General features: G+C 44.3%; 18 protein-coding genes. 1 reads left to right on the forward strand and 17 read right to left on the reverse strand.

Going from position 1 to position 18,115, the window contains the following annotated elements; translation table 11 throughout:
* Window positions 1-86: 86 nt before the first annotated feature.
* Together BLR82_RS04420 and BLR82_RS04425 are read right to left on the reverse strand one after the other, a co-directional pair.
* Window positions 87-1,097, reverse strand: coding sequence for an HAAS signaling domain-containing protein (locus BLR82_RS04420; RefSeq protein WP_074597765.1), 1,011 nt, complete (start codon window positions 1,095-1,097; stop codon window positions 87-89).
* The gene (locus tag BLR82_RS04425) at window positions 1,084-1,446 is read right to left on the reverse strand and encodes a PadR family transcriptional regulator (RefSeq protein WP_074597766.1); all 363 of its coding nucleotides are present in this window, start codon (window positions 1,444-1,446) and stop codon (window positions 1,084-1,086) included. The genes BLR82_RS04420 and BLR82_RS04425 overlap by 14 nt, the downstream gene beginning before the upstream one ends.
* Before the next feature lie 144 nt (window positions 1,447-1,590).
* Between BLR82_RS04425 and BLR82_RS04430 the strand changes: the two genes are divergently transcribed.
* Window positions 1,591-2,181, forward strand: a complete 591-nt coding sequence (locus BLR82_RS04430; protein WP_074597767.1) for a VanZ family protein — start codon at window positions 1,591-1,593, stop codon at window positions 2,179-2,181.
* Between the two features lie 356 nt (window positions 2,182-2,537).
* Here BLR82_RS04430 and BLR82_RS04440 read toward each other — a convergent pair whose 3' ends face one another.
* The 15 genes from BLR82_RS04440 to BLR82_RS04510 form a co-directional block, all read right to left on the reverse strand.
* Window positions 2,538-2,981, reverse strand: a complete 444-nt coding sequence (locus BLR82_RS04440; RefSeq protein ID WP_245693637.1) for a GNAT family N-acetyltransferase — start codon at window positions 2,979-2,981, stop codon at window positions 2,538-2,540.
* Between the two features lie 33 nt (window positions 2,982-3,014).
* Complete coding sequence (locus tag BLR82_RS04445) at window positions 3,015-4,010, reverse strand: hydroxyacid dehydrogenase (RefSeq protein ID WP_074597770.1); 996 nt, start codon at window positions 4,008-4,010, stop codon at window positions 3,015-3,017.
* Window positions 4,011-4,028: 18 nt separating this feature from the next.
* Complete coding sequence (locus BLR82_RS04450) at window positions 4,029-5,207, reverse strand: DUF2264 domain-containing protein (protein ID WP_074597771.1); 1,179 nt, start codon at window positions 5,205-5,207, stop codon at window positions 4,029-4,031.
* A gap of 6 nt (window positions 5,208-5,213) precedes the next feature.
* Complete coding sequence (locus BLR82_RS04455) at window positions 5,214-5,822, reverse strand: YesL family protein (RefSeq protein WP_074597772.1); 609 nt, start codon at window positions 5,820-5,822, stop codon at window positions 5,214-5,216.
* Window positions 5,823-5,897: 75 nt separating this feature from the next.
* A complete protein-coding gene (locus BLR82_RS04460; protein WP_074597773.1) occupies window positions 5,898-7,256 on the reverse strand; it encodes an extracellular solute-binding protein in 1,359 nt (452 codons plus the stop codon).
* A gap of 55 nt (window positions 7,257-7,311) precedes the next feature.
* The gene (locus BLR82_RS04465; protein ID WP_245693638.1) at window positions 7,312-8,166 is read right to left on the reverse strand and encodes a carbohydrate ABC transporter permease; all 855 of its coding nucleotides are present in this window, start codon (window positions 8,164-8,166) and stop codon (window positions 7,312-7,314) included.
* A gap of 19 nt (window positions 8,167-8,185) precedes the next feature.
* Window positions 8,186-8,980, reverse strand: a complete 795-nt coding sequence (locus BLR82_RS04470) for a carbohydrate ABC transporter permease (RefSeq protein WP_245693639.1) — start codon at window positions 8,978-8,980, stop codon at window positions 8,186-8,188.
* Between the two features lie 385 nt (window positions 8,981-9,365).
* A complete protein-coding gene (locus BLR82_RS04475; protein WP_074597774.1) occupies window positions 9,366-10,136 on the reverse strand; it encodes a sugar phosphate isomerase/epimerase family protein in 771 nt (256 codons plus the stop codon).
* Window positions 10,137-10,156: 20 nt separating this feature from the next.
* Window positions 10,157-11,014 (reverse strand): sugar phosphate isomerase/epimerase family protein, encoded by an 858-nt coding sequence (locus BLR82_RS04480; RefSeq protein ID WP_074597775.1) that lies wholly within the window; start codon window positions 11,012-11,014, stop codon window positions 10,157-10,159.
* A gap of 51 nt (window positions 11,015-11,065) precedes the next feature.
* The gene (locus BLR82_RS04485) at window positions 11,066-12,226 is read right to left on the reverse strand and encodes a Gfo/Idh/MocA family protein (RefSeq protein WP_074597776.1); all 1,161 of its coding nucleotides are present in this window, start codon (window positions 12,224-12,226) and stop codon (window positions 11,066-11,068) included.
* Between the two features lie 54 nt (window positions 12,227-12,280).
* A complete protein-coding gene (locus BLR82_RS04490) occupies window positions 12,281-13,309 on the reverse strand; it encodes a Gfo/Idh/MocA family protein (RefSeq protein ID WP_074597777.1) in 1,029 nt (342 codons plus the stop codon).
* Window positions 13,310-13,756: 447 nt separating this feature from the next.
* Window positions 13,757-14,572 (reverse strand): sugar phosphate isomerase/epimerase family protein, encoded by an 816-nt coding sequence (locus BLR82_RS04495; protein ID WP_074597778.1) that lies wholly within the window; start codon window positions 14,570-14,572, stop codon window positions 13,757-13,759.
* Between the two features lie 75 nt (window positions 14,573-14,647).
* Window positions 14,648-14,833 carry a hypothetical protein gene (locus BLR82_RS04500; protein WP_074597779.1) on the reverse strand — a complete coding sequence of 62 codons (186 nt, stop codon included), beginning with the start codon at window positions 14,831-14,833 and terminating at the stop codon, window positions 14,648-14,650.
* A gap of 50 nt (window positions 14,834-14,883) precedes the next feature.
* The gene (locus BLR82_RS04505) at window positions 14,884-16,359 is read right to left on the reverse strand and encodes a M20 family peptidase (protein WP_074597780.1); all 1,476 of its coding nucleotides are present in this window, start codon (window positions 16,357-16,359) and stop codon (window positions 14,884-14,886) included.
* Between the two features lie 174 nt (window positions 16,360-16,533).
* Window positions 16,534-17,859, reverse strand: coding sequence for a D-serine ammonia-lyase (locus tag BLR82_RS04510; RefSeq protein ID WP_074597781.1), 1,326 nt, complete (start codon window positions 17,857-17,859; stop codon window positions 16,534-16,536).
* Window positions 17,860-18,115: the final 256 nt, after the last annotated feature.

Genomic DNA, 18,115 nt, shown 5'->3' on the forward strand with positions numbered 1-18,115 from the left:
TTAGGAAATACGGATCCTTTCAGGCAAATGGAATCGCTTCTCTACCAAAAGACCTCTTGCCGAATAGGCAGTTCAAGTCAGTACTCTCACTTCCTAAAAGCTTTATAAAAACCCGTCACCGTGTCTATCAGCAAAGTTATAACAAAAGCAGCAAGAGCCAGATTGTACGATAGCTTCCAGACTGTTTTTATGGTCGTGTATTCTTCCTGCTGCTTACTGATTCCCCAGCTATCGCTGAGCTGTTGAACAAAATCTGGATTTAAAATCGCCTGATCTCTCAATATAAACATCGCCAGTAAAAAAATTGCACCATTTATCACCAGGTTGGCGATTGCCAGATTTTTGGTCCACCTTCCAGCCATTAGTTTTGAGATCTCTTTTACAATTCCAATTGCTACCATTAGGTAAATAAGCGGCATTAGTTCTAACAGCTTCTCTTCATTCAAAAAAGGAATTGTGGCTTCCAAGTGATGATCCTCGAATAAAAGAACTCCGAACAAGTGATTAGAAAACCGCACTAGTACCAATAGTAGTATGGAAAAAATAATTCCTGTTAGGACATCACCGCGTTTTATTTGTTTTTTCTTGTCAGGAACAGGCGGGAGTTCGGACGGGTTCCAATTTTTCCGATTATATCCCCCTGACAATCCAGGTGGTGCCACACCAAAATATTGAGCAGCAGCGAAACCAGCCGTAATCCAGGCAAACACTTGTGTTGCGGTAACAAATAGGGAAATAAGAAGATCGACAAAATGGTGTAGAATGCTCATGGGCGTCAGGATTGTTTCCACTGCAAAAATGATCCCCATGGCGGAGACAGTTATAATTAAAACCATTTTCATTACAGATAAATAGGCTGGAAACAGGTCTGGTCCTACTAAGAAGCGGCTGGTACCACGGTACTCTTCCGCCAACTCTGCTGGACTCCCTAATTCTATTAATACCCTTTCTATATCCGTATTCTCTACCGGACGGCCATCGTTCCTTTCTTCCAGCATATCCTCAATCAAGCCTCGTAATTCCTCAGCAATATCTATCCGCTGCCCCTGCGGAAGACGTTGCGTGACCGCGTATATATAGCGCTCAACCATTTCCATCGTTTGTTTCCTCACTTTCTCTGAGTAATCCTTCCATATTGCCGACAATGCTTTTCCACTCGTTTTTCAACTGGGCAAAGACTTCTTTTCCTTTCCTGCTTAACAAATAATATTTGCGCGGCCGACCCTCGTTGGTGTCCCACTTGCTCTCCAACAACCCTTGTTTTTCCAATCTTCTCAACAACGGATATAACGTTCCCGGTTCTACGTGCATTCCTTTATCACTGAGAATGCTTACCAGTGAATAGCCATATTGTGGTTTATCCAACTGGCTGAGAACCCCTATTGTAATCGTTCCGCGACGCAATTCCTGCAGCAGTTTGTCGACCAATTCATCTACTTCGCTCATACAATCAACTCCTGATTCCATTATAGTGTATGTCGCACACTATTGTAAATGACACATTATTGTAATCAATATTCTTTTTGATTCTAACGTAACGACCTGAGCAGATTTGATGGTAAACTAAATAGGAAAGATGGTGGTTATAAAGTGGAGAAAAGGTTTGTTATCAGTCTATGGGTGTCACAAATCGTATTTGTTTTATTACTTCCGATTTGGATAACCCTTACTGAATATCTGCATTCCCTCGTGTTGATTGTTGTTTGGGTTTGCTACAGTTTTGCTTTCTTTTCTATTAGCAGCATCGCATTTAAGAAGCGCTTCAAGATTGCCAAAAAGTCGCTGAATGTATGTATCATCGTTTATAGTATTTTCTTGCTTGTCCTTTTGTTTTTCCGTCCGGCAGGCCCAGTCTATGACAATTACAATATAATTCCCTTCAAAACAATAATGTTTTACCTGGATGGAGAGACGTCTCCATTCATTTCTTTTTACAACCTCGCTGCCAATATCGGGCTGTTTATCCCTTTTGGTATCTACTATTGCTGTAAAAGAGAGGAAGCGAAACTTACGTATCTGGTGGGAATGGCCATTGCTTCCGTATGCTTGGTTGAGATTCTGCAGTTTCTTACCCACCGCGGAAGCATGGATATCGACGATTTAATCCTGAACACCAGTGGCATTCTACTTGGCTATCTAATCTACCCGCTCTTTAGAAAAGTTTTTTCTATCGTACATTAAAGAGGCTCAGACAAAAGGATCGTTGCCAAAACAAAAAACCGAACGTGTTCGAACGGTGGTTACCCCAAAAGTTAGTTTTTTCACTCTAACTTTTGGGGGGCGGTACCAACTGGGCCATTCGAACACGTTCGGTCTTTTTAATTTTTTTACAATAGCGCAAATTAACTTTCTCTTTTTTTGAAGGGTGATAAATACTACACAAATCCACTTCACTTTCAGCAGGCACAAGCTGAAAGTCCCGCATAAAAGCGTTTCGGACTTCCTGTGAAAACGGAAGCCGTGCCTCTTTCCAGGCCTTGTATTTTCCGGCTGATTCATAACTTTTCCACTTAGTAAAAGATGTTTTCACGTAACTTCTAGTTCAATTCCTTTTCTAAAACGATTTTCAATTCCCCTGCCGTATCAAGGTACGTGCCAGTGATAGCAAAACCTGTTTTGATATTCAGTAGCAGCATAGAACGCCACCGATTCATTGTTTTTGTTTGTATCCTGTCATACCCCTTTTCGCGTAAATATCCGTGCTGATGGTGCATCAAAGCGGAAGCAATCCCCATGTTTCGGTAATTAGCGTTCACTCCCCCTAACCAGCTATAAAATTTTTTCTCATCAAGCGGGTAGCCGATTTTATAACCGATCACCGTATCGTGATCAAAAGCCAGCGTAAATAGCAGCTGCTGCCTTTTTGTTATTTTTTCAGCTAGGTTGTCTCCATCCTCAAATATGGAATCATGCAGCAGCAGTATCCCTTCAAGTATTGGGTCCTCTGGTATATTGACTACATTTTCATAGGTGATATTCACCCCTGTATGCCCTCCCATTTATCTAAATTTCCATTATGCTTGAATGCGGAGATTTTCCGGATTTACTTGCCATTTTAACCTTTCTCCAGACACATACCTCTTCAACTCTTCCAACATATACATTCCCATCCTCCCGCATTCCGCACCTTCACTGCCTGCCAAATGCGGCGTAAGCACGACGTTTTCCATTTGATATAATGGTGAATCAACTGCTGGTGGTTCCGGATCGGTGACATCGAGGACCGCAGTGATATCCGTTCGTTCCGTTAATACACGGATCATTTCTGATTGCCTTATGATAGCTCCTCTCGCGGTATTGATCAAACTGGCATGCTGATTCATCATGGCAAAATGCTCCCCTCTAATCATCCCTCGAGTTTCACCCAATAAAGGAGTATGCAGGGAAACAACATCGGATTGCTGAAAAACTTGTTCTAAGGAACACAACGTGACGCCTAGTCTTTCTGCTTCCTTTTTGTTCACGAAAGGGTCATAAGCAAGCACCTCGATGTCGAAGCGTTTCAACTGCTCAGCAACACCCCTACCGACTGTACTTAGGGAAATCAACCCTACCGTGCTCTGGAAGGAACCTGCTATAGGAAACGGTTTTTCAGGAAACATTTTATCACGCTTGACTTGCCGGACATACTGCCAACCGTTCTTCAGGCAGAACAATACTTGAGACAAGGTGAATTCTATTACAGGAATCGCATTTGCTCTGACTGCAGTAGTAATTTTGATGTTACGCTTCCAAACTGCATCGGTCACAATCGGTTTAACAGAGCCGGCCGCATAAAAAAGGACCTTTAATTTTTCAGCTGTCTCCAAAAAGGATTCATCCAGCCTCGGTCCACTCCAACCGGAAAAAATGACATCCGCCTGTTTTAACAGTTCTGGATGCAACCTGGCCGTTTCTTCTGTCATAGGAGGGGCTAATATTTCAATGAATTGTTTGATTTCCTCCCGTACTGCGGAAGGATAAACGTAGTCAAACGGTTCCAGGCGCATGATGAATAGTCCTTTTTCCATCCGATATCTCCTTTCCGATTAATCCTGAAGCGCATGATCGATTGGAAACTCTTTCCCCGACCATGCCTTTTTGGCAGTCCAGTTCTGCGGCGGATCCTGCCAGAACGGTGCATCTGCAGATAAACCAAGCGGCAAAAAGACTGCTGCACATAAATACGTGCTCCCGGTCGATATGTAACCTTCGCCGATACTCGGTTGATGACCGCTAAGACCAATGGTAAGCCAGCCATCCTCTGTAAAGTTGTCCGGCATTCCCAAACTTCGCTTTATAACAGCGGTTAAACCGGTCCGAACCTGAGCTGGCTCAAGAGAATCAGGAAGCTTTTCATGAAGTGCAAGCTGGGCAAGGTGGTGAAAAACACCGGTTCGATAGGCAAGTGACCTTCCTACTGGAGGAAAGGTTCCATCAGCAGCTATCAAGCGTTCCTGAATTTCTGCATATCTTTGTCCCCTGTGTAAAATTTTTGAGTATTGGTCCTGCCATTCCTGATATTGACCCCCGATTGTTCTCACTATATCAAACAACATAGGCTGAATGACAAAGCTATTATAATAGTCATAGTGAAAATACGGGCCATCCTTATACATTCCATCCCCTGCATACCATTGTTCTGTTTGTTTTAAAGCATAATCAATCCGCATAGGATCCCAATCCAGTTCGCCTAGTTGAAATAAAGCAGTCTCAATCATAGCAGAAAACAACAGCCAGTTTGAAAAATAGGGTTTTCGATCGCGAGTAGCTCGTAAAGCCGTCACCACATTTGCCTTAACCCGACTGTCAAGCGATTCCCAAAGCTGCTGTGGTGCCCTGATAATGGCATGGGCCAGAAAAGCTGCATCCACAATCGGTTGAAATCCCTCCGTGAAATTCATATAATCGGGGGACGTTGGATCGGTACCCGCGTCAATCGCTTTCCGTGCTAAAGCACTATATCGCTGACGGATTTTTTCCTCCTCTGAATCCTCTTGTTTCTTCTCCAGCCAAGGGGCCATTCCATTCAATAGCCGAGCCATCGCTTCAAGAGCCGAAAACGCTTCCCGAGTAGTTCTCGATTTCATTTCCACCGGCATGGTAGCTATTAATTGACGGTCCTCTAAAGCATAAAGTACCGGATCAGCGACTTTTCGCATCATCTTCAACCAATAATGCCGTTCTTTATTTTTGGTATGTTCGATTGCCGCTCCCTCACTCTCCATGTTAAATCAAGAGACCTTAGCCTCGATATTACGAAACACACGTTGGGCAAAGACAGACAGGATAAAACTTATACTACTGCACCCAAGCACGGGTAAGATTCCAGGTAAAATCATACTAAACCAGAAAAGCAAAAAAACTCCTATAATCGCTAAAATAGTCAAAAATGGGGACGATATTGCTGTGAACAATGCATTTTTCACGGTATCAAAGCCAGTTCCCTCAAAATGAACCAATACCGGAAAAAGATACAGCCAAACCAGCATGTATAAAAAGCTAAGCAACAGAAGGAGCAATTGAAACAGATCGGTTAGCGCTCCATCCCAGTTCGTAACCATACGGAAATTAATAAAAAGCAAGCTCCCAAATAACAGAAGGAGAAATCCAAGTTGATTGGCCTTCCAAAAAAGCAGCCTATAAGTTGAAAAAAAGGTACGGAAGACAGGTATTTCCGTCCTCCCGCTAATCCATTTCCGGTGAACGGCAAACATGGCAGCGGTGGCTGGAAATATGCCTGCCAGCAATAATCCCGCAAGGCAAAATAACACCCACAATAAGTTAAGATAAGCGAACCGGTTTATCCAAATACAAACCTTAGCTAATACTCCTGCTTCCACTTCTCATCCCCTCCCGACAAAGAGCACTTAGCAGGAAGAAGGATACTCCCTGCTTCCTGCTAAGATTTTGATTGGTTACCTGTTCTCCAGCCACTCCGTACTCTCTTTTTGGGCCTTGTTAAGTGCTTCTTCTGCACTTCTTTCTCCCGTGAGCGCTGCTTCCACTTCGGATGTCAGAATAAACCTCGGCTGTGCCGACCCCCATGGATAACGCGGTGTCCACGGTGAACTCATCGCTTCAAACACTGGCTGCATCAATTCGGTATCCTTTACACTATCCCATTCCATTGCCGACTTGATGGATGGAACCAGGCCCATTTCTTCAAAAATGTACTGTTGAGTAAATTCACTTGTTGCGAACTTGACCCATTCCCAAGCCAAGTCCTTGTTTTCACTATCCTTGGCAATCGTTATCGGACTCCCGGCAAACAATCCACCGACTCCCTCATCATTTTTGAACTCCTGGGCTATCCCAATCCTGTCCTCCAGCCCTTGTGCGTAGGCTGGTTTAACTGTATCTCCCGGTCCTTGATTGAGCATGATGGCAATATTGTTTTCTTCTGTCAGCCATTTCTCATTCCCTTGATTGCTCACCAATCCCTCAGGGGCAAGCTCTTGCATATCAAGCAGCCAATTCAAACCGTTGACCATTTCTGGTGAATCAAAATTGAATTCAATCTCATCCCAGGCAAAACCAGAGCCCCAAGAGCCATTTTGCCCTTCTGCCAGATCAATCAGTGTAAATGCTGATGACCAGTCTCCCCTGAACCAAATCCCATAGTTTTGTTCACCGGTAACCGGGTTTTTTCCAGTCATTTGTTTTGCTTTTTCAGCTACTTCTTCCATCGTTGGATGATCTGACAAATAATCTACGCCCCATTCATCAAACAATTGCTTGTCATAAGCAATGAAACGGGCGTCTCCCAGAAATGGCAGACCATATATTTGCAGTTCATCATCATCCGGTCCCAACGCTTTCCAGCCTTCGACCTGATTTTCGATGAAGATGTCTAAATCGAACTCTTCATCTTTATCGATGTACGGTTGAAGAGGTTCCAGTACACCTTGCGGAGCAAAATCGACGGTTCCAGGCATTTGATAGACATCTGCATCTCCCGATGTAATCATAGCCTGTGTTTTTTCGGTATATCCCTCCCATGGCATTAGTGTAAATTCAACTGTGGCTCCTGGGTGCTGCTTTTCAAATTCCTCTTTCAGCACTTCCACTCCTTTGACAGACTCACCAGTTACCGGATCTGTTTTCGTCTCCATCGCAAAGTCACCAATTAATTGAACATTGATCTTTTGTCCAGCCCATTCTCCATCAGCCTCTCCCGACCCTGCTCCTGACTTGCTGCAGCCGGCAAGCAGACCTGCCACGACCAACACTGCAGCCAACAGTACATTCACTTTGGAAAAACATTTTTTCTCCATGCTTTATCCTCCTCGACTTTTTTAGAAACAAAAGGGACGGCCAACATGACGCAGTTCACTCACCCTTAACTCCGCTTAAAGCGATGCTCTGGATAATGTAGCGCTGCAGGAACAAGTACAGGATAATGATTGGCAAAATACTCACGGTTGCCAGTGCCATCGTCAATCCGCCAAGACTTGTGCCATTTTCCAGCGAGAAGCTTGCCAGATAAAGAGGGACTGTATGCAGTTCTTGATTATTGAGAACGACGAGCGGCCACATGAAATCATTCCAACTCCAAATAAAGGCGAGGATGACCATGGTGGCAGCAATCGGTCCGGCCAAAGGCAAATATACCCGGAAGAAGATTTTAAATTCACCAGCACCATCGATTTGCGCTGCTTCCCTTAAGGTATCCGGCAGTTGGTCAAAAAACTGCTTGCAAAGAAAAATCAACATGCCATTGATGACTGTAGGCAAAATCAACGGCCAAAACGTATTCAGCAAATCGACTGAATTGAACAATTTGTACAACGGAATCAATCGAGGTTCCATTGGGATCATCAGTGTACACAACACAAGAATAAATAGAAGTTTCTTGCCTTTGAACCTGCCTTTAGAAAAAGCGTAACCGGCAAACAGAGACGCAGTTACTCCTAGCAACACCGAGCTTACTGTTACAATGGCTGAATTGATATAGGACTGGATCAATCGCCCATTTTCAAAAACAATGCCATAATTAAAACCGGAAGGCTCTTCTGGTATCAGGCGTGGAGGAAAAGGCATACTGATATTTGCCGTTCGGTCAAAACCAACACTTACCATCCAAATGAACGGGGCCATCAATAATAGTCCGAAAAACAGTAAAACGATAAATTTGAAGGCACCAGACATACGTTCAGCTTGCTTATTAGAAAGCGTACGTGTCACTTCACTCACCCCTTTCTTACTAAATTTTCATATTGGAAAGCTTGAGATTGATAAAGGTGAACACCAGGATAATCATGAACATAATGTAGGTGGCCGCCGAGGCTATGCCAAACTCAAATCCAGTAAACCCTCGTTCATAAATAAATGCGCCCATGGTTTGGATGGAACGGGCTGGACTGCCGTTCGGTCCGCCAAGCACATAGACTTCGTTAAATCGTTGTAAGGCTCCGATCCAACCGGTTATCAATAAGAAGGCAAATGTTCCTCCCATGTTGGGAACGGTGATAAACAACCACTGCTGTATACCACTAGCGCCGTCAATCCGGGCCGCTTCATACATTTCAGGTGAAATTGCCTGCAGATTGGCAAGGCAAATGATGATGACAAACCCGATCCAATGCCAGACCGCCAATAAAATAACAGCCCACTTCGATGTCGATGGATCCGAAAGCCAGCCCGGTGTCGGTAGTCCGAGGATATCAAGTAAATAATTGACAATCCCCATTTCTGGATGGAGTACAAATGCGAAGATCATGGCTGCAGCTACAATGGAAGTGACATTAGGAAGAAAGTAAATGACTTTGAAAAAGTTTTTTCCTCTAGGGGTGGAGTTAATCAAAGAAGCAAAAATAAAGCCGAGTGGTATCGTAATGACAATTTGAAAAATACCGATAAAGAATGTATTTCCAACAGCGTTCCAAAAAGGGCCTGATGTCAAAACCGTTTTAAAGTTTGCCAAACCAATAAAGTGTTCGATCGTTCCGTTTGACTGGTAAAAACTTAACCGCAAAGATTCAAAGATGGGATAGATCATAAACAACAAGATACCTAAGAAACTGGGGATCAGAAAAACATACCAAGTTAACGGAGAGGACGTTTTTTTGTCGATCTGGCTGGTATAAGTCTGTTTTGAGCCGTACCTGCCGGACTTTGATTCTCGATTTCCGCCTTGTCTTTCATTCTCGTATTCTCCTTTCCTGAAGATTTCCTTCATAGAATTCAGGGACTCGGAAAACCTGACAGCAGTTCTGTTAGCGCTTACATTAAATCGAAAACTATCTTTCTGTTTGTCCTAGTATATTGCCCGTTATGTTGTTTTATGCTAGTTAATAGAACGTCTTTCAAATGGTATATTATGGAGAAATAGGAGTAGTAGATTATTGGCAGGGATTTATAGGGATATCTATGAAAAAAGTACACTACGATGGACAAGCGAAAACTTCTGTTAGATATTTTCGGGCAGCATGTAATTCACCAGACAGATTGGACCAATTGCATTCCACAGCTATGCTGCCGTCATATCCGGCCGCTGTCAGGCATTCCTTAAATTTATGGTACGGATAGCTCCCAGTACCAGGCGGTTTCCGGTCTGTGTCGGCCACATGGACATGCTTCAAATACTCTTTCGCTGTGATGATATTATCTAATGGCTCCTTCTCTATCTCCATATGATAAAAGTCAGCCAGCACTTGAATCGATCGACGGTTGACCGACTTGGCAAATCGAACGGCTTCGGGAATGCTGTTAATCATATTGCTTTCCAACTGATTCAACGGTTCGATCACAATAGACAAACCAAGTGGTTCCGCATAATCTGCTGCTAAATCAAGAAAATGGCCAATTTGTTCTTCCCCCTTCTGTCGTGAAAAACCTTCCGGTATTGAACGTGAACCGCCGCTTCCGAAGACAATCGTTTCAGCCCCTATTTGCTTGATTCGAGGCATTGCCGTTTCCAGATATCCGGCGATAGCCGCTTCATCTACTTCATTGCCAACTACTTTTAAAGTTCCCGGTAAAAAAATGTTACAGGACATTACTGGCAGCTTGATTTCCTGACAGAATTGAGCCTGTTGTTCAATGATATCTGTTTGCTCTTCCATAAGGGAAACGACTTTGCATTCCAAGAAATCAAATCCTGCCTCTTTCACTAATTTGGCGTTTTGGATATCGGTGCAACACCCAATATTCATGACTCACCGTCTCCCTTTCCTTATATTTCGGTCAATAACTGCTTGATTCTGTTGATATTATGGGATAGTGCCTCCCTCGTAGGAAACACGCCACTAAAATCTTCAAACCCGACATATCCGTCATATCCTACTGCCTTCAAATCGGTTAATACCTGCTTCCAATCGACCACGCCATGCTCCAGCTGTGCCCATTGTACTTCCCACCCTATGCTTCCATCCGGGTATTTCTGTCCGATCTGCCAGCTTGCATTTTTAACATGAACATGTGCGAGATAATCTCCTAGCAATTCCAATCCCATGCGATAATTTTCAAAGCCCTCATGCACCATATTGCCAGGGTCATATAACACGCCGATATGGCTGGGGTCGAAATGACAAACCAACTGATAAGCAAGGCTTGCGCTAGGCGTGATTGTCTGATGATGCGTTTCCACCAATCCCTTCACCTTGTACTGCTTGCACATTCCTTCCACTTCTTTCACGTACTGTACCGCCTTTTTAAATAATTCCTGGTACGTTTCCGTCCTATCATACCGGGGAACGCCAATCCTTATAGTGGAGGCTCCCAGTTTTTGAGCCGTCTGCAAAACCTTCTCCGTCGCTTGCAAGTCATCCACATCAAGGTAAGGCGTGACGCTGACTACTTCAATCCTTTTTTCATCCGTTGACTTACGCAGACTTGCAAGTTCTTCATCGGTAGTGTTTGGCTGCAAGGTACATTTGTTAAAGCGCCAATAGCTCGGCTGTTCCCGCTTAAATTCTTCCGGGGTTTCCTTATACCGCCACTCTACTCCGTCATAACCTGTTTCCACCAGATGCTCTATTAATTGCTTCGGCGTAAGATCAGGTGTCATCACTGTAAATACGGAAAATCGCATTTCCTCTCCTCCCCCTTTTGACAAGATTTATATCCCATGCCCGATTCCTATTTAATACGTCCCGTCTACGTCAAGCCGGACATCGCCATTTGTACGCTTTTTCTCAGAAGTCGCAATCTTTTCCTTCAAAATCTTGTAATAAGCCTCTTCATCTAAAGGAAGATTCACCCAGTCATCTTGCCATGCAGACATGTGCATGGCATTGGATAGCGTAAGCCCTTTGATTCCTTCCGTACCAGGAGCCAAAAGGGGCTCTCCTTTTAAGATGGCATTAATAAAGTTTTGGGTGATACCTCGGTGTGCAGTTTCCTCCCCCGTTACTGGAATCTCGACTTCCCAGCACTCCGGTGATCCAAAACCGCCCTTATAAGTCCGGTTGAATTCGGGCTCAGGAACCCGCAGCCTCCAAAACTGGAGCCGGCCGTCTTCCACTACCAGTTTGCCTCGCTCTCCAGCAATTTCAAGCCTGTTCGTACCAGGCGCTTCTCCTGTTGTTGTGATAAAAACACCGGTCGCTCCATTGTCATACTCAGCAAAAGCGGTCACTTCATCCTCCACTTCGATATCCCGGTGTTTACCGAAATAACAAAAAGCACGTACTCTTTCTGGCATCATGCCGGTCATCCATTGCCATAAATCGAGCTGGTGAGGACACTGATTGATCAGTACTCCACCACCTTCCCCCGCCCAGGTTGCCCTCCATCCTCCGGAATCGTAGTAGCTCTGTGAGCGATACCAATTGGTAATAATCCAATTGATCCGACGAATTTCCCCAATTTCTCCTGATAGAATGACATCACGCAGCTTTTGATAAAGCGGATTGGTTCGTTGATTAAACATCATAGAGAATACCTTTCCGCTTTCTTCAGCAGCCCGATTCATCTCACGTACTTGGCTCGTATAAACACCCGCTGGTTTTTCACAAAGCACGTGAAGCCCTCGATGAAAGGCTGTTATTGCCAACCGGGAATGCTGATAATGCGGTGTGGCGATTAGAACTGCATCAACCAAACCAGAATCAAAAAAGGCGTCTTCCTCCGAATACACGGAGATCTCTTCCTTTAGTTGACTTTCCAGCCACCGGGCACGCTCTTCATTCGTATCCAGAACAGCGGTTAATTTAGCCCCCTGGACAGTATTTTCCTGCAGGTACTTCGCATGGGCACTTCCCATGTTCCCAACCCCGATGATTCCGATACGTACTTGCTCCATCTTCGCTCATCCTTTCCTTGACCAGCTTGCCAACAGCTTCAGTTTCATGGAAACTTATGTGGTTAAATCGACCGGAAGACCCGTCGCATTAGATTGATAGATTGCCAATATTAACTTCAAGGCATAACGTCCATCCTCTAACGATATGAATGGATTGCGGTCCTCCCGGATAGCTTGTACAAAGTCCTTCACACAGTGCTTATGCCCGATACCGTAAACACTCGCAGGATTCTCCTTTTGTAAAGCGAGCACTTGGTTTTCTTCCTGCTGAAAATTCCGGCCAAACCGCCATTTTTCAATACGATTTGCAGCATTTCCTCCAATACAGACCATTCCATTCTGACCAAACAAATTTAAACCAGCGCCTAAATCAGAGGGAAAAATCGTAGTAGTTCCATCGACGATTCCTAACGTTCCACTATCAAATTCCAGCATGGCTATCCCCAGGTCTTCCATTTCCAATCTATGCTGACTGGTTACAGTCCTGCCGGTTACCCGTTTAACTGGTCCCATGAGCCAAACGAGTAAGTCTATGGTATGAATTGCCTGGTTCATCAGAACGCCATCAGCCATAGCCTTTGTTCCACGCCATGCGTCCTGATCATAGTAATCCTGTTCCCTCCGCCAGCGGATATAGGCGGTTCCGTAGGTCAACTTGCCGAAGCGCTCGTTCTGCAAAGCACGTCGGGTGATCTGTATCGCTTCGTTAAAACGGTTTTGTTGAACCACTGTCGCTTTCACACGATGCCGCCTGGAAGTCTCGATAATGCGATCGGCCTCCTCCAAGGTAGGGGCAAGCGGTTTTTCTATCATGACATGCTTTCCTGCTTCCATTGCTCTCACAGCCATATCTGCATGCAAACCATGCGGGGTGCAAATATTCACCACATCTATAGTTGGGTTTCGTAACATGGCTTCAAAATCGGTATAAACGTTTTCGACATGATAACGATTGGCATATTGCCGAATTCTATCTTGGTCGATATCGCACAATGCGTATAAATTCGCATGGTCTGCTTCCGCAATAGCTTCAGTATGTACCCCGGCTACACGTCCGCACCCCACTACTGCAAAATTGATCACCTGTTATCGCTCCTTTTGTAAAACGCTTACATCCATTTCGTTTCTTCCCCAAATTAAAATTTACGAAAGGCGTTTAGTCAATAAGTAATTTACTGCAACCTGCTTAATCCTTTAAAACAATAAGATAATTCACTTTCCCGGCACAGCCTCTGTCTTCCCAAAGGCGGTAAAGCTCTTACCAGGGGGTACGACTCACATAGTTCGAACACTCTGCCTGTGCTGACAGCCCCTTATCCTGATAAATTTTGTTTCGCAAGAACTCCTACCTCCTTGCTTTACGGAAGGCATTTTTCTCAAAAATCTCCCTCAATAGATTATCCCTATCATATAAAAAACAAATAAATCCGTCTTATTAATCTAAGAACGGATTTCTTAATTTCGGAAGTAATTTAATTAACTGCCGATTGTCTTCTGATTTTTTATATGTTTCTCTGGCACCACCTTGTTTCAGCCCATTTCTCTCATAAACGCTGCATATTGGGGAAGAGCCACTTCTGGTTCTTCAATGTCCGGCCACCATACTTTTTCCCATTCCAATGTAAAATAACCTTTGAATCCTTTCGTTTGAAGCAACTGAAAAATGCGCTGTAATGGCATATCTCCTTCTCCCATCAAACAAAGCTGATACCCCTTTTTGTTATTACTGCTTTTGTAAGAGTCCTTCCAATGGGTGTACCGAATATGTCCGCCAAGTCTCTCCCATGTCTGTTCCGGTGTTTCGCCAGCTATTCGGTATGGGTGGTGGACATCCCACAAAACTTGCAAATAAGGGGATCGGGCACGCTGTAGAACTTCTTCCACATAGCCGCAATCCGTCCAATCATCATGCGTTTCCAGCAGCAATGTTATTTGGTACTCCTCTGCAATGGCCAACATTCCCTTAAGATTTTGTTCGACTATTTCCACCGCCTGTTCCCTTGCAATGTCACCGATTGTTCCTCCAAAAACACGAATGTAAGGAGTATGAAAAAACTGGCATAATTTTGCATAGTTCTTCAACTCTTCCATGTAAGTTTGAAATTGCTCTGCTGATTTTGTATATAACCTGACAGAGCTGGAAAAACAGGGGATTTCGAGACCTGCTTGATCAAATTTTTGTTTGGTTTCCTCCCGCTGGCTGGAAAACGCAGGCGTGCGGAAGATGTCCATTTCTCCTTGGAATCCCCTAAAATCTATGCCTTGAAAACCATTTTCAACTGCGTAAGTGATCATGGTATCCAAGTTCCATTTCGGGCAGCCTAGTGTAGTAAAGGCAAGCTTCATTAAATGGACACACTCCTCTCGGCTACGAGCCTTTTGTGTACAACGTTGAAATTCTGACGAACGGCCTTGATTCTCTTATTGCAATCGTTTTTCTTTACTCTGCTGAAAACGGTGATAGAAACTTATTTCAAAAATCAAGAAACCTATTACCAAAGCACCAAGGTACGGTGATGGAGAATCTATCCACAGAAACACTAGCAAAGCTGCCAGAAAAGCGATCACACCGACCAGAATTGATACCACCCAAAACACCCTATTCATGACAGATCACACCCTTTGCTTGAATATTTACTGAACACTTCTATAGCCTCCTATTGATCTCCTGCCTGTTGGTCGGCAGTTTTAATGATTTCCTGGTAAAAAGAAATGGCATGAAGAAAATTATCGATGCTGATATGCTCATTGCTTCCGTGCATACGGTTCAAATCTTCCGCAGTAATCAATACCGGCAAAAAGCGATACGTATTGTCGGCGATTCGATCGTAATGCCTGGCGTCAGAACCCGCAAACATTAAATAGGGAGCGATAACTGCCTCCGGATATACATTCCGGGCAGCCTGCTGGACGGCTTTAAAGTGCCAACTGTCAATAGAAGAAACGGGGGATGCTTCATTTCCGGTTACGTTTACTTGGACGAGGTCATCATCAATCGTTTTTTCAATAAAAGTCCGTACGTCTTCTAAAGATTCACCCGGCATAACACGCAGATTAACCACCGCTGTTGCTTTTTCTGGTAGTGCATTGTACTGCTCGCCTGCCTGGAAGATGGTCGGGGCAATTGTCGTGCGAAGCAGGGCGGCGGTAGCCGGTTTTTCCAACAGGATTGACTCGATTACTGGTTCAAATATGGCCTGATTGGCAAAAACATATTTCATTGCTCCTTTCATCTCAGGAGCAGTATAGGCGAATAGTTCTTCTGCCGGGCCTTGCAGATCAGCCGGGAATTGTTCTTTTTCCAGTTTGGCTATCGCCCGTGCTATCCTGCCGATATTCGTTCGATTTTCTGGCTGTGAAGAATGCCCTCCGCTTCCTTCGGTAGAAAGTTCGGCTGTCGCCATCCCTTTTTCCGATAAGCCAACCACGCCAACAGGATTATCTAATCCCGGGACCATTCCCTCGATGATGGCGCCCCCCTCATCGAGGATAAATTCAAACTTGATGTTCCTCTGCTTCAATTCATCCGCAATAGCCTGCGCTCCCTTCTCACCGCCGACTTCTTCATCAAAGCCAAACAAAAGATACACATCCCGTTCTGGTTGAAAGTCTTCGGACAGTAACTTTTCGACTGCTTCGAGAATACCTATAACCCCGATCTTGTCATCAAGTGTTCCTCTTCCCCAAATCTTCCCATCCACCACTTCCCCACTAAATGGGGACTGACCCCAATCTGTTTCTGTCCCTTCTAATATAGGGACTACGTCATAATGGGCTGTGAGGCCAATTGGTTTTTTTGTTTCTTCACTGCCTTGCCACCTATAAATTAATCCATATTCGTTGACCTTATCAAGATGGAGGTGCTCATCGACGAGGGGATAGCTTTCCTTTAAAAAATCGAGAAAACCATCAAATTCCGAATAACTGAATTGGCTGTAGTCTTGATGAGATATGGTGGGATAGGTAATCGCCTTAGAAAACCTGGCAACCGCATCCTCTTCAGTCAGGTCGATCTTTACCGGATGTGCTGCAGGCTGTTTGCTGGTCAAGGCAACAAACTTGAAACCGGTTACAATTAAAAACAAAACAAACAACCCTGTTAGTCCAAGCAAAAGTATTTCCCATTTTCTCATCCCCAACCCCCCTGATTATTCAACTTTTGCTCTTTGTCTATATTCTCATCATACCTTCATCACGGAATTTATACCATAATATGTTTGTTTTTAAATAGCCATTCCTCCGTAAAACGAGCCCCTGCAGAACATATGTCCACAGGAGCCCTTTGCAAAACGTTTGTTATTCGAGGGTTATTTCTTTTCAGCAAGCTGCTTTCCCTTCTGATAAATCACTTCCCGTTCCGAATCAGGTACTAACGCTCCACCTGTCGCCCAAGCGACATGGACTCCATCCGGCGCTGTGTATGATAAACGGGAATCTTCCTGAATCCGATTTGGCCCTGACAATCCAGCCGCTGCCGAAGGTTCCAAAAAAATGCCTTCCTGGTTCCAAAGCTCATAAGTCAACTGATAAAAAATGTCATCGTTTTCTGTATAAATACTACTTACCGTATGTTGACTGATAGAAGAGGCAAACCTGGATGGCCTTCCCACCGCAAGACCGTCCGCAGCAGTACGATTATCCAAATCAAAATCCTGAACAGATATACCTTCATGGAGACCTGTCATTAGTCCAAGCAATACTGCCGGTGCATGAGTCGGTTCTACAAAAACACAGTGAACCAACCCGCCGAACAACTGCTTTAAACCATAAGCAATACCACCCGGTGCTCCGCCGACACCGCAAGGTAAATAAACGAAAAGTGGGTTTTGTTCACTGATGAAAACATTCTCTGCATCCAGCTGTTGTTTTAGTTCAGCTGCTGCTACGCTATAGCCCAGAAACAAATCTTTGGAATCTTCATCATCGATAAAATAAGCAGCTGGATCTGCTTCTGTCTGCTGTCTGCCTTTAGTGATTGCCTCACTAAAATCGCCTTTATATTCATGAACCTGCGCACCATGTTTTCGCAGCAGATCCTTTTTCCACTGTTTGGCATCGCTCGACATATGCACATGCACCTCAAATCCAAGTGCCGTTCCGACAATACCTATACTGAGAGCCAAGTTGCCGGTCGAGCCAACTCCAATAGAATGTCTGCTAAAAAACTGTCTGCAGGCCGGGGAAGTAAGCGCACGATAATCATCTGACTGCTTAAGCAATCCTTCTTTAAGTGCCAGAGATTCCGCATGTTTGAGCACCTCATACATACCGCCTCTGGCTTTGATCGATCCTGCCACCGGCAGCTGGTTGTCACACTTCAGAAAAAAGGGGCTGTCTTCTTTCAGCACTTTAAGGTGGGCTGCCTTGTACCTGTCAAGCCTGCGAAGCGGGGAGACAACCTTCCCTTCCGTATCCTGCAAGGTAGGGAAAAGTTCCTTTAATAAGGGAGCGAAACGCTTCCATCTTTCCGCTGCATCGGTAATATCATCTGCTTTTAACTTCTCCACACCCGGAAGGTCTTCCCGGACCCCTGCGTTCTCCCAGTATACCGGCTGATATTGTTTGATTTGTTCTAGTAAAGGAAACTGTTGAATCCAGTCATTAATCGTCTTTCCAGCAATCAGTCTATTCATTTGCCACCCTCCTATTCTCTATACTAATCTAATGCCTTTCCCGGTTTCATTTCAAACATCTATGTGGACGATTTAATGTACGAAAACAAGTTTAACGATGACAGAGGACATATTCAATCCCATCAAATATATATAATTCTAAATTTTATATTCAGGGAGAGGGAGTTGTCTCTTTCCTTCTTTGTCTACTGGAAGATCAAAAGTGTCCGAAGAGAAGAAAGAAAAATAACTTCGGCTTGGCGACTATTGATTGTTA

The sequence above is a fragment of the Sediminibacillus halophilus genome (genome assembly GCF_900103695.1).
In the GTDB taxonomy this organism is placed as follows: Bacteria; Bacillota; Bacilli; order Bacillales; family Amphibacillaceae; genus Sediminibacillus; species Sediminibacillus halophilus.

What these genes read in the sequence shown, in the direction of transcription:
- BLR82_RS04420 (WP_074597765.1), bottom strand. Translation starts at nt 1,097, where the DNA reads ATGGAAATGGTTGAGCGCTATATATACGCGGTCACGCAACGTCTTCCG.
- BLR82_RS04425 (WP_074597766.1), bottom strand. Translation starts at nt 1,446, where the DNA reads ATGAGCGAAGTAGATGAATTGGTCGACAAACTGCTGCAGGAATTGCGT.
- BLR82_RS04445 (WP_074597770.1), bottom strand. Translation starts at nt 4,010, where the DNA reads ATGGAAAAAGGACTATTCATCATGCGCCTGGAACCGTTTGACTACGTT.
- BLR82_RS04450 (WP_074597771.1), bottom strand. Translation starts at nt 5,207, where the DNA reads ATGGAGAGTGAGGGAGCGGCAATCGAACATACCAAAAATAAAGAACGG.
- BLR82_RS04460 (WP_074597773.1), bottom strand. Translation starts at nt 7,256, where the DNA reads ATGGAGAAAAAATGTTTTTCCAAAGTGAATGTACTGTTGGCTGCAGTG.
- BLR82_RS04470 (WP_245693639.1), bottom strand. Translation starts at nt 8,980, where the DNA reads ATGATCTATCCCATCTTTGAATCTTTGCGGTTAAGTTTTTACCAGTCA.
- BLR82_RS04475 (WP_074597774.1), bottom strand. Translation starts at nt 10,136, where the DNA reads ATGAATATTGGGTGTTGCACCGATATCCAAAACGCCAAATTAGTGAAA.
- BLR82_RS04480 (WP_074597775.1), bottom strand. Translation starts at nt 11,014, where the DNA reads ATGCGATTTTCCGTATTTACAGTGATGACACCTGATCTTACGCCGAAG.
- BLR82_RS04485 (WP_074597776.1), bottom strand. Translation starts at nt 12,226, where the DNA reads ATGGAGCAAGTACGTATCGGAATCATCGGGGTTGGGAACATGGGAAGT.
- BLR82_RS04495 (WP_074597778.1), bottom strand. Translation starts at nt 14,572, where the DNA reads ATGAAGCTTGCCTTTACTACACTAGGCTGCCCGAAATGGAACTTGGAT.
- BLR82_RS04500 (WP_074597779.1), bottom strand. Translation starts at nt 14,833, where the DNA reads ATGAATAGGGTGTTTTGGGTGGTATCAATTCTGGTCGGTGTGATCGCT.
- BLR82_RS04505 (WP_074597780.1), bottom strand. Translation starts at nt 16,359, where the DNA reads ATGAGAAAATGGGAAATACTTTTGCTTGGACTAACAGGGTTGTTTGTT.
- BLR82_RS04510 (WP_074597781.1), bottom strand. Translation starts at nt 17,859, where the DNA reads ATGAATAGACTGATTGCTGGAAAGACGATTAATGACTGGATTCAACAG.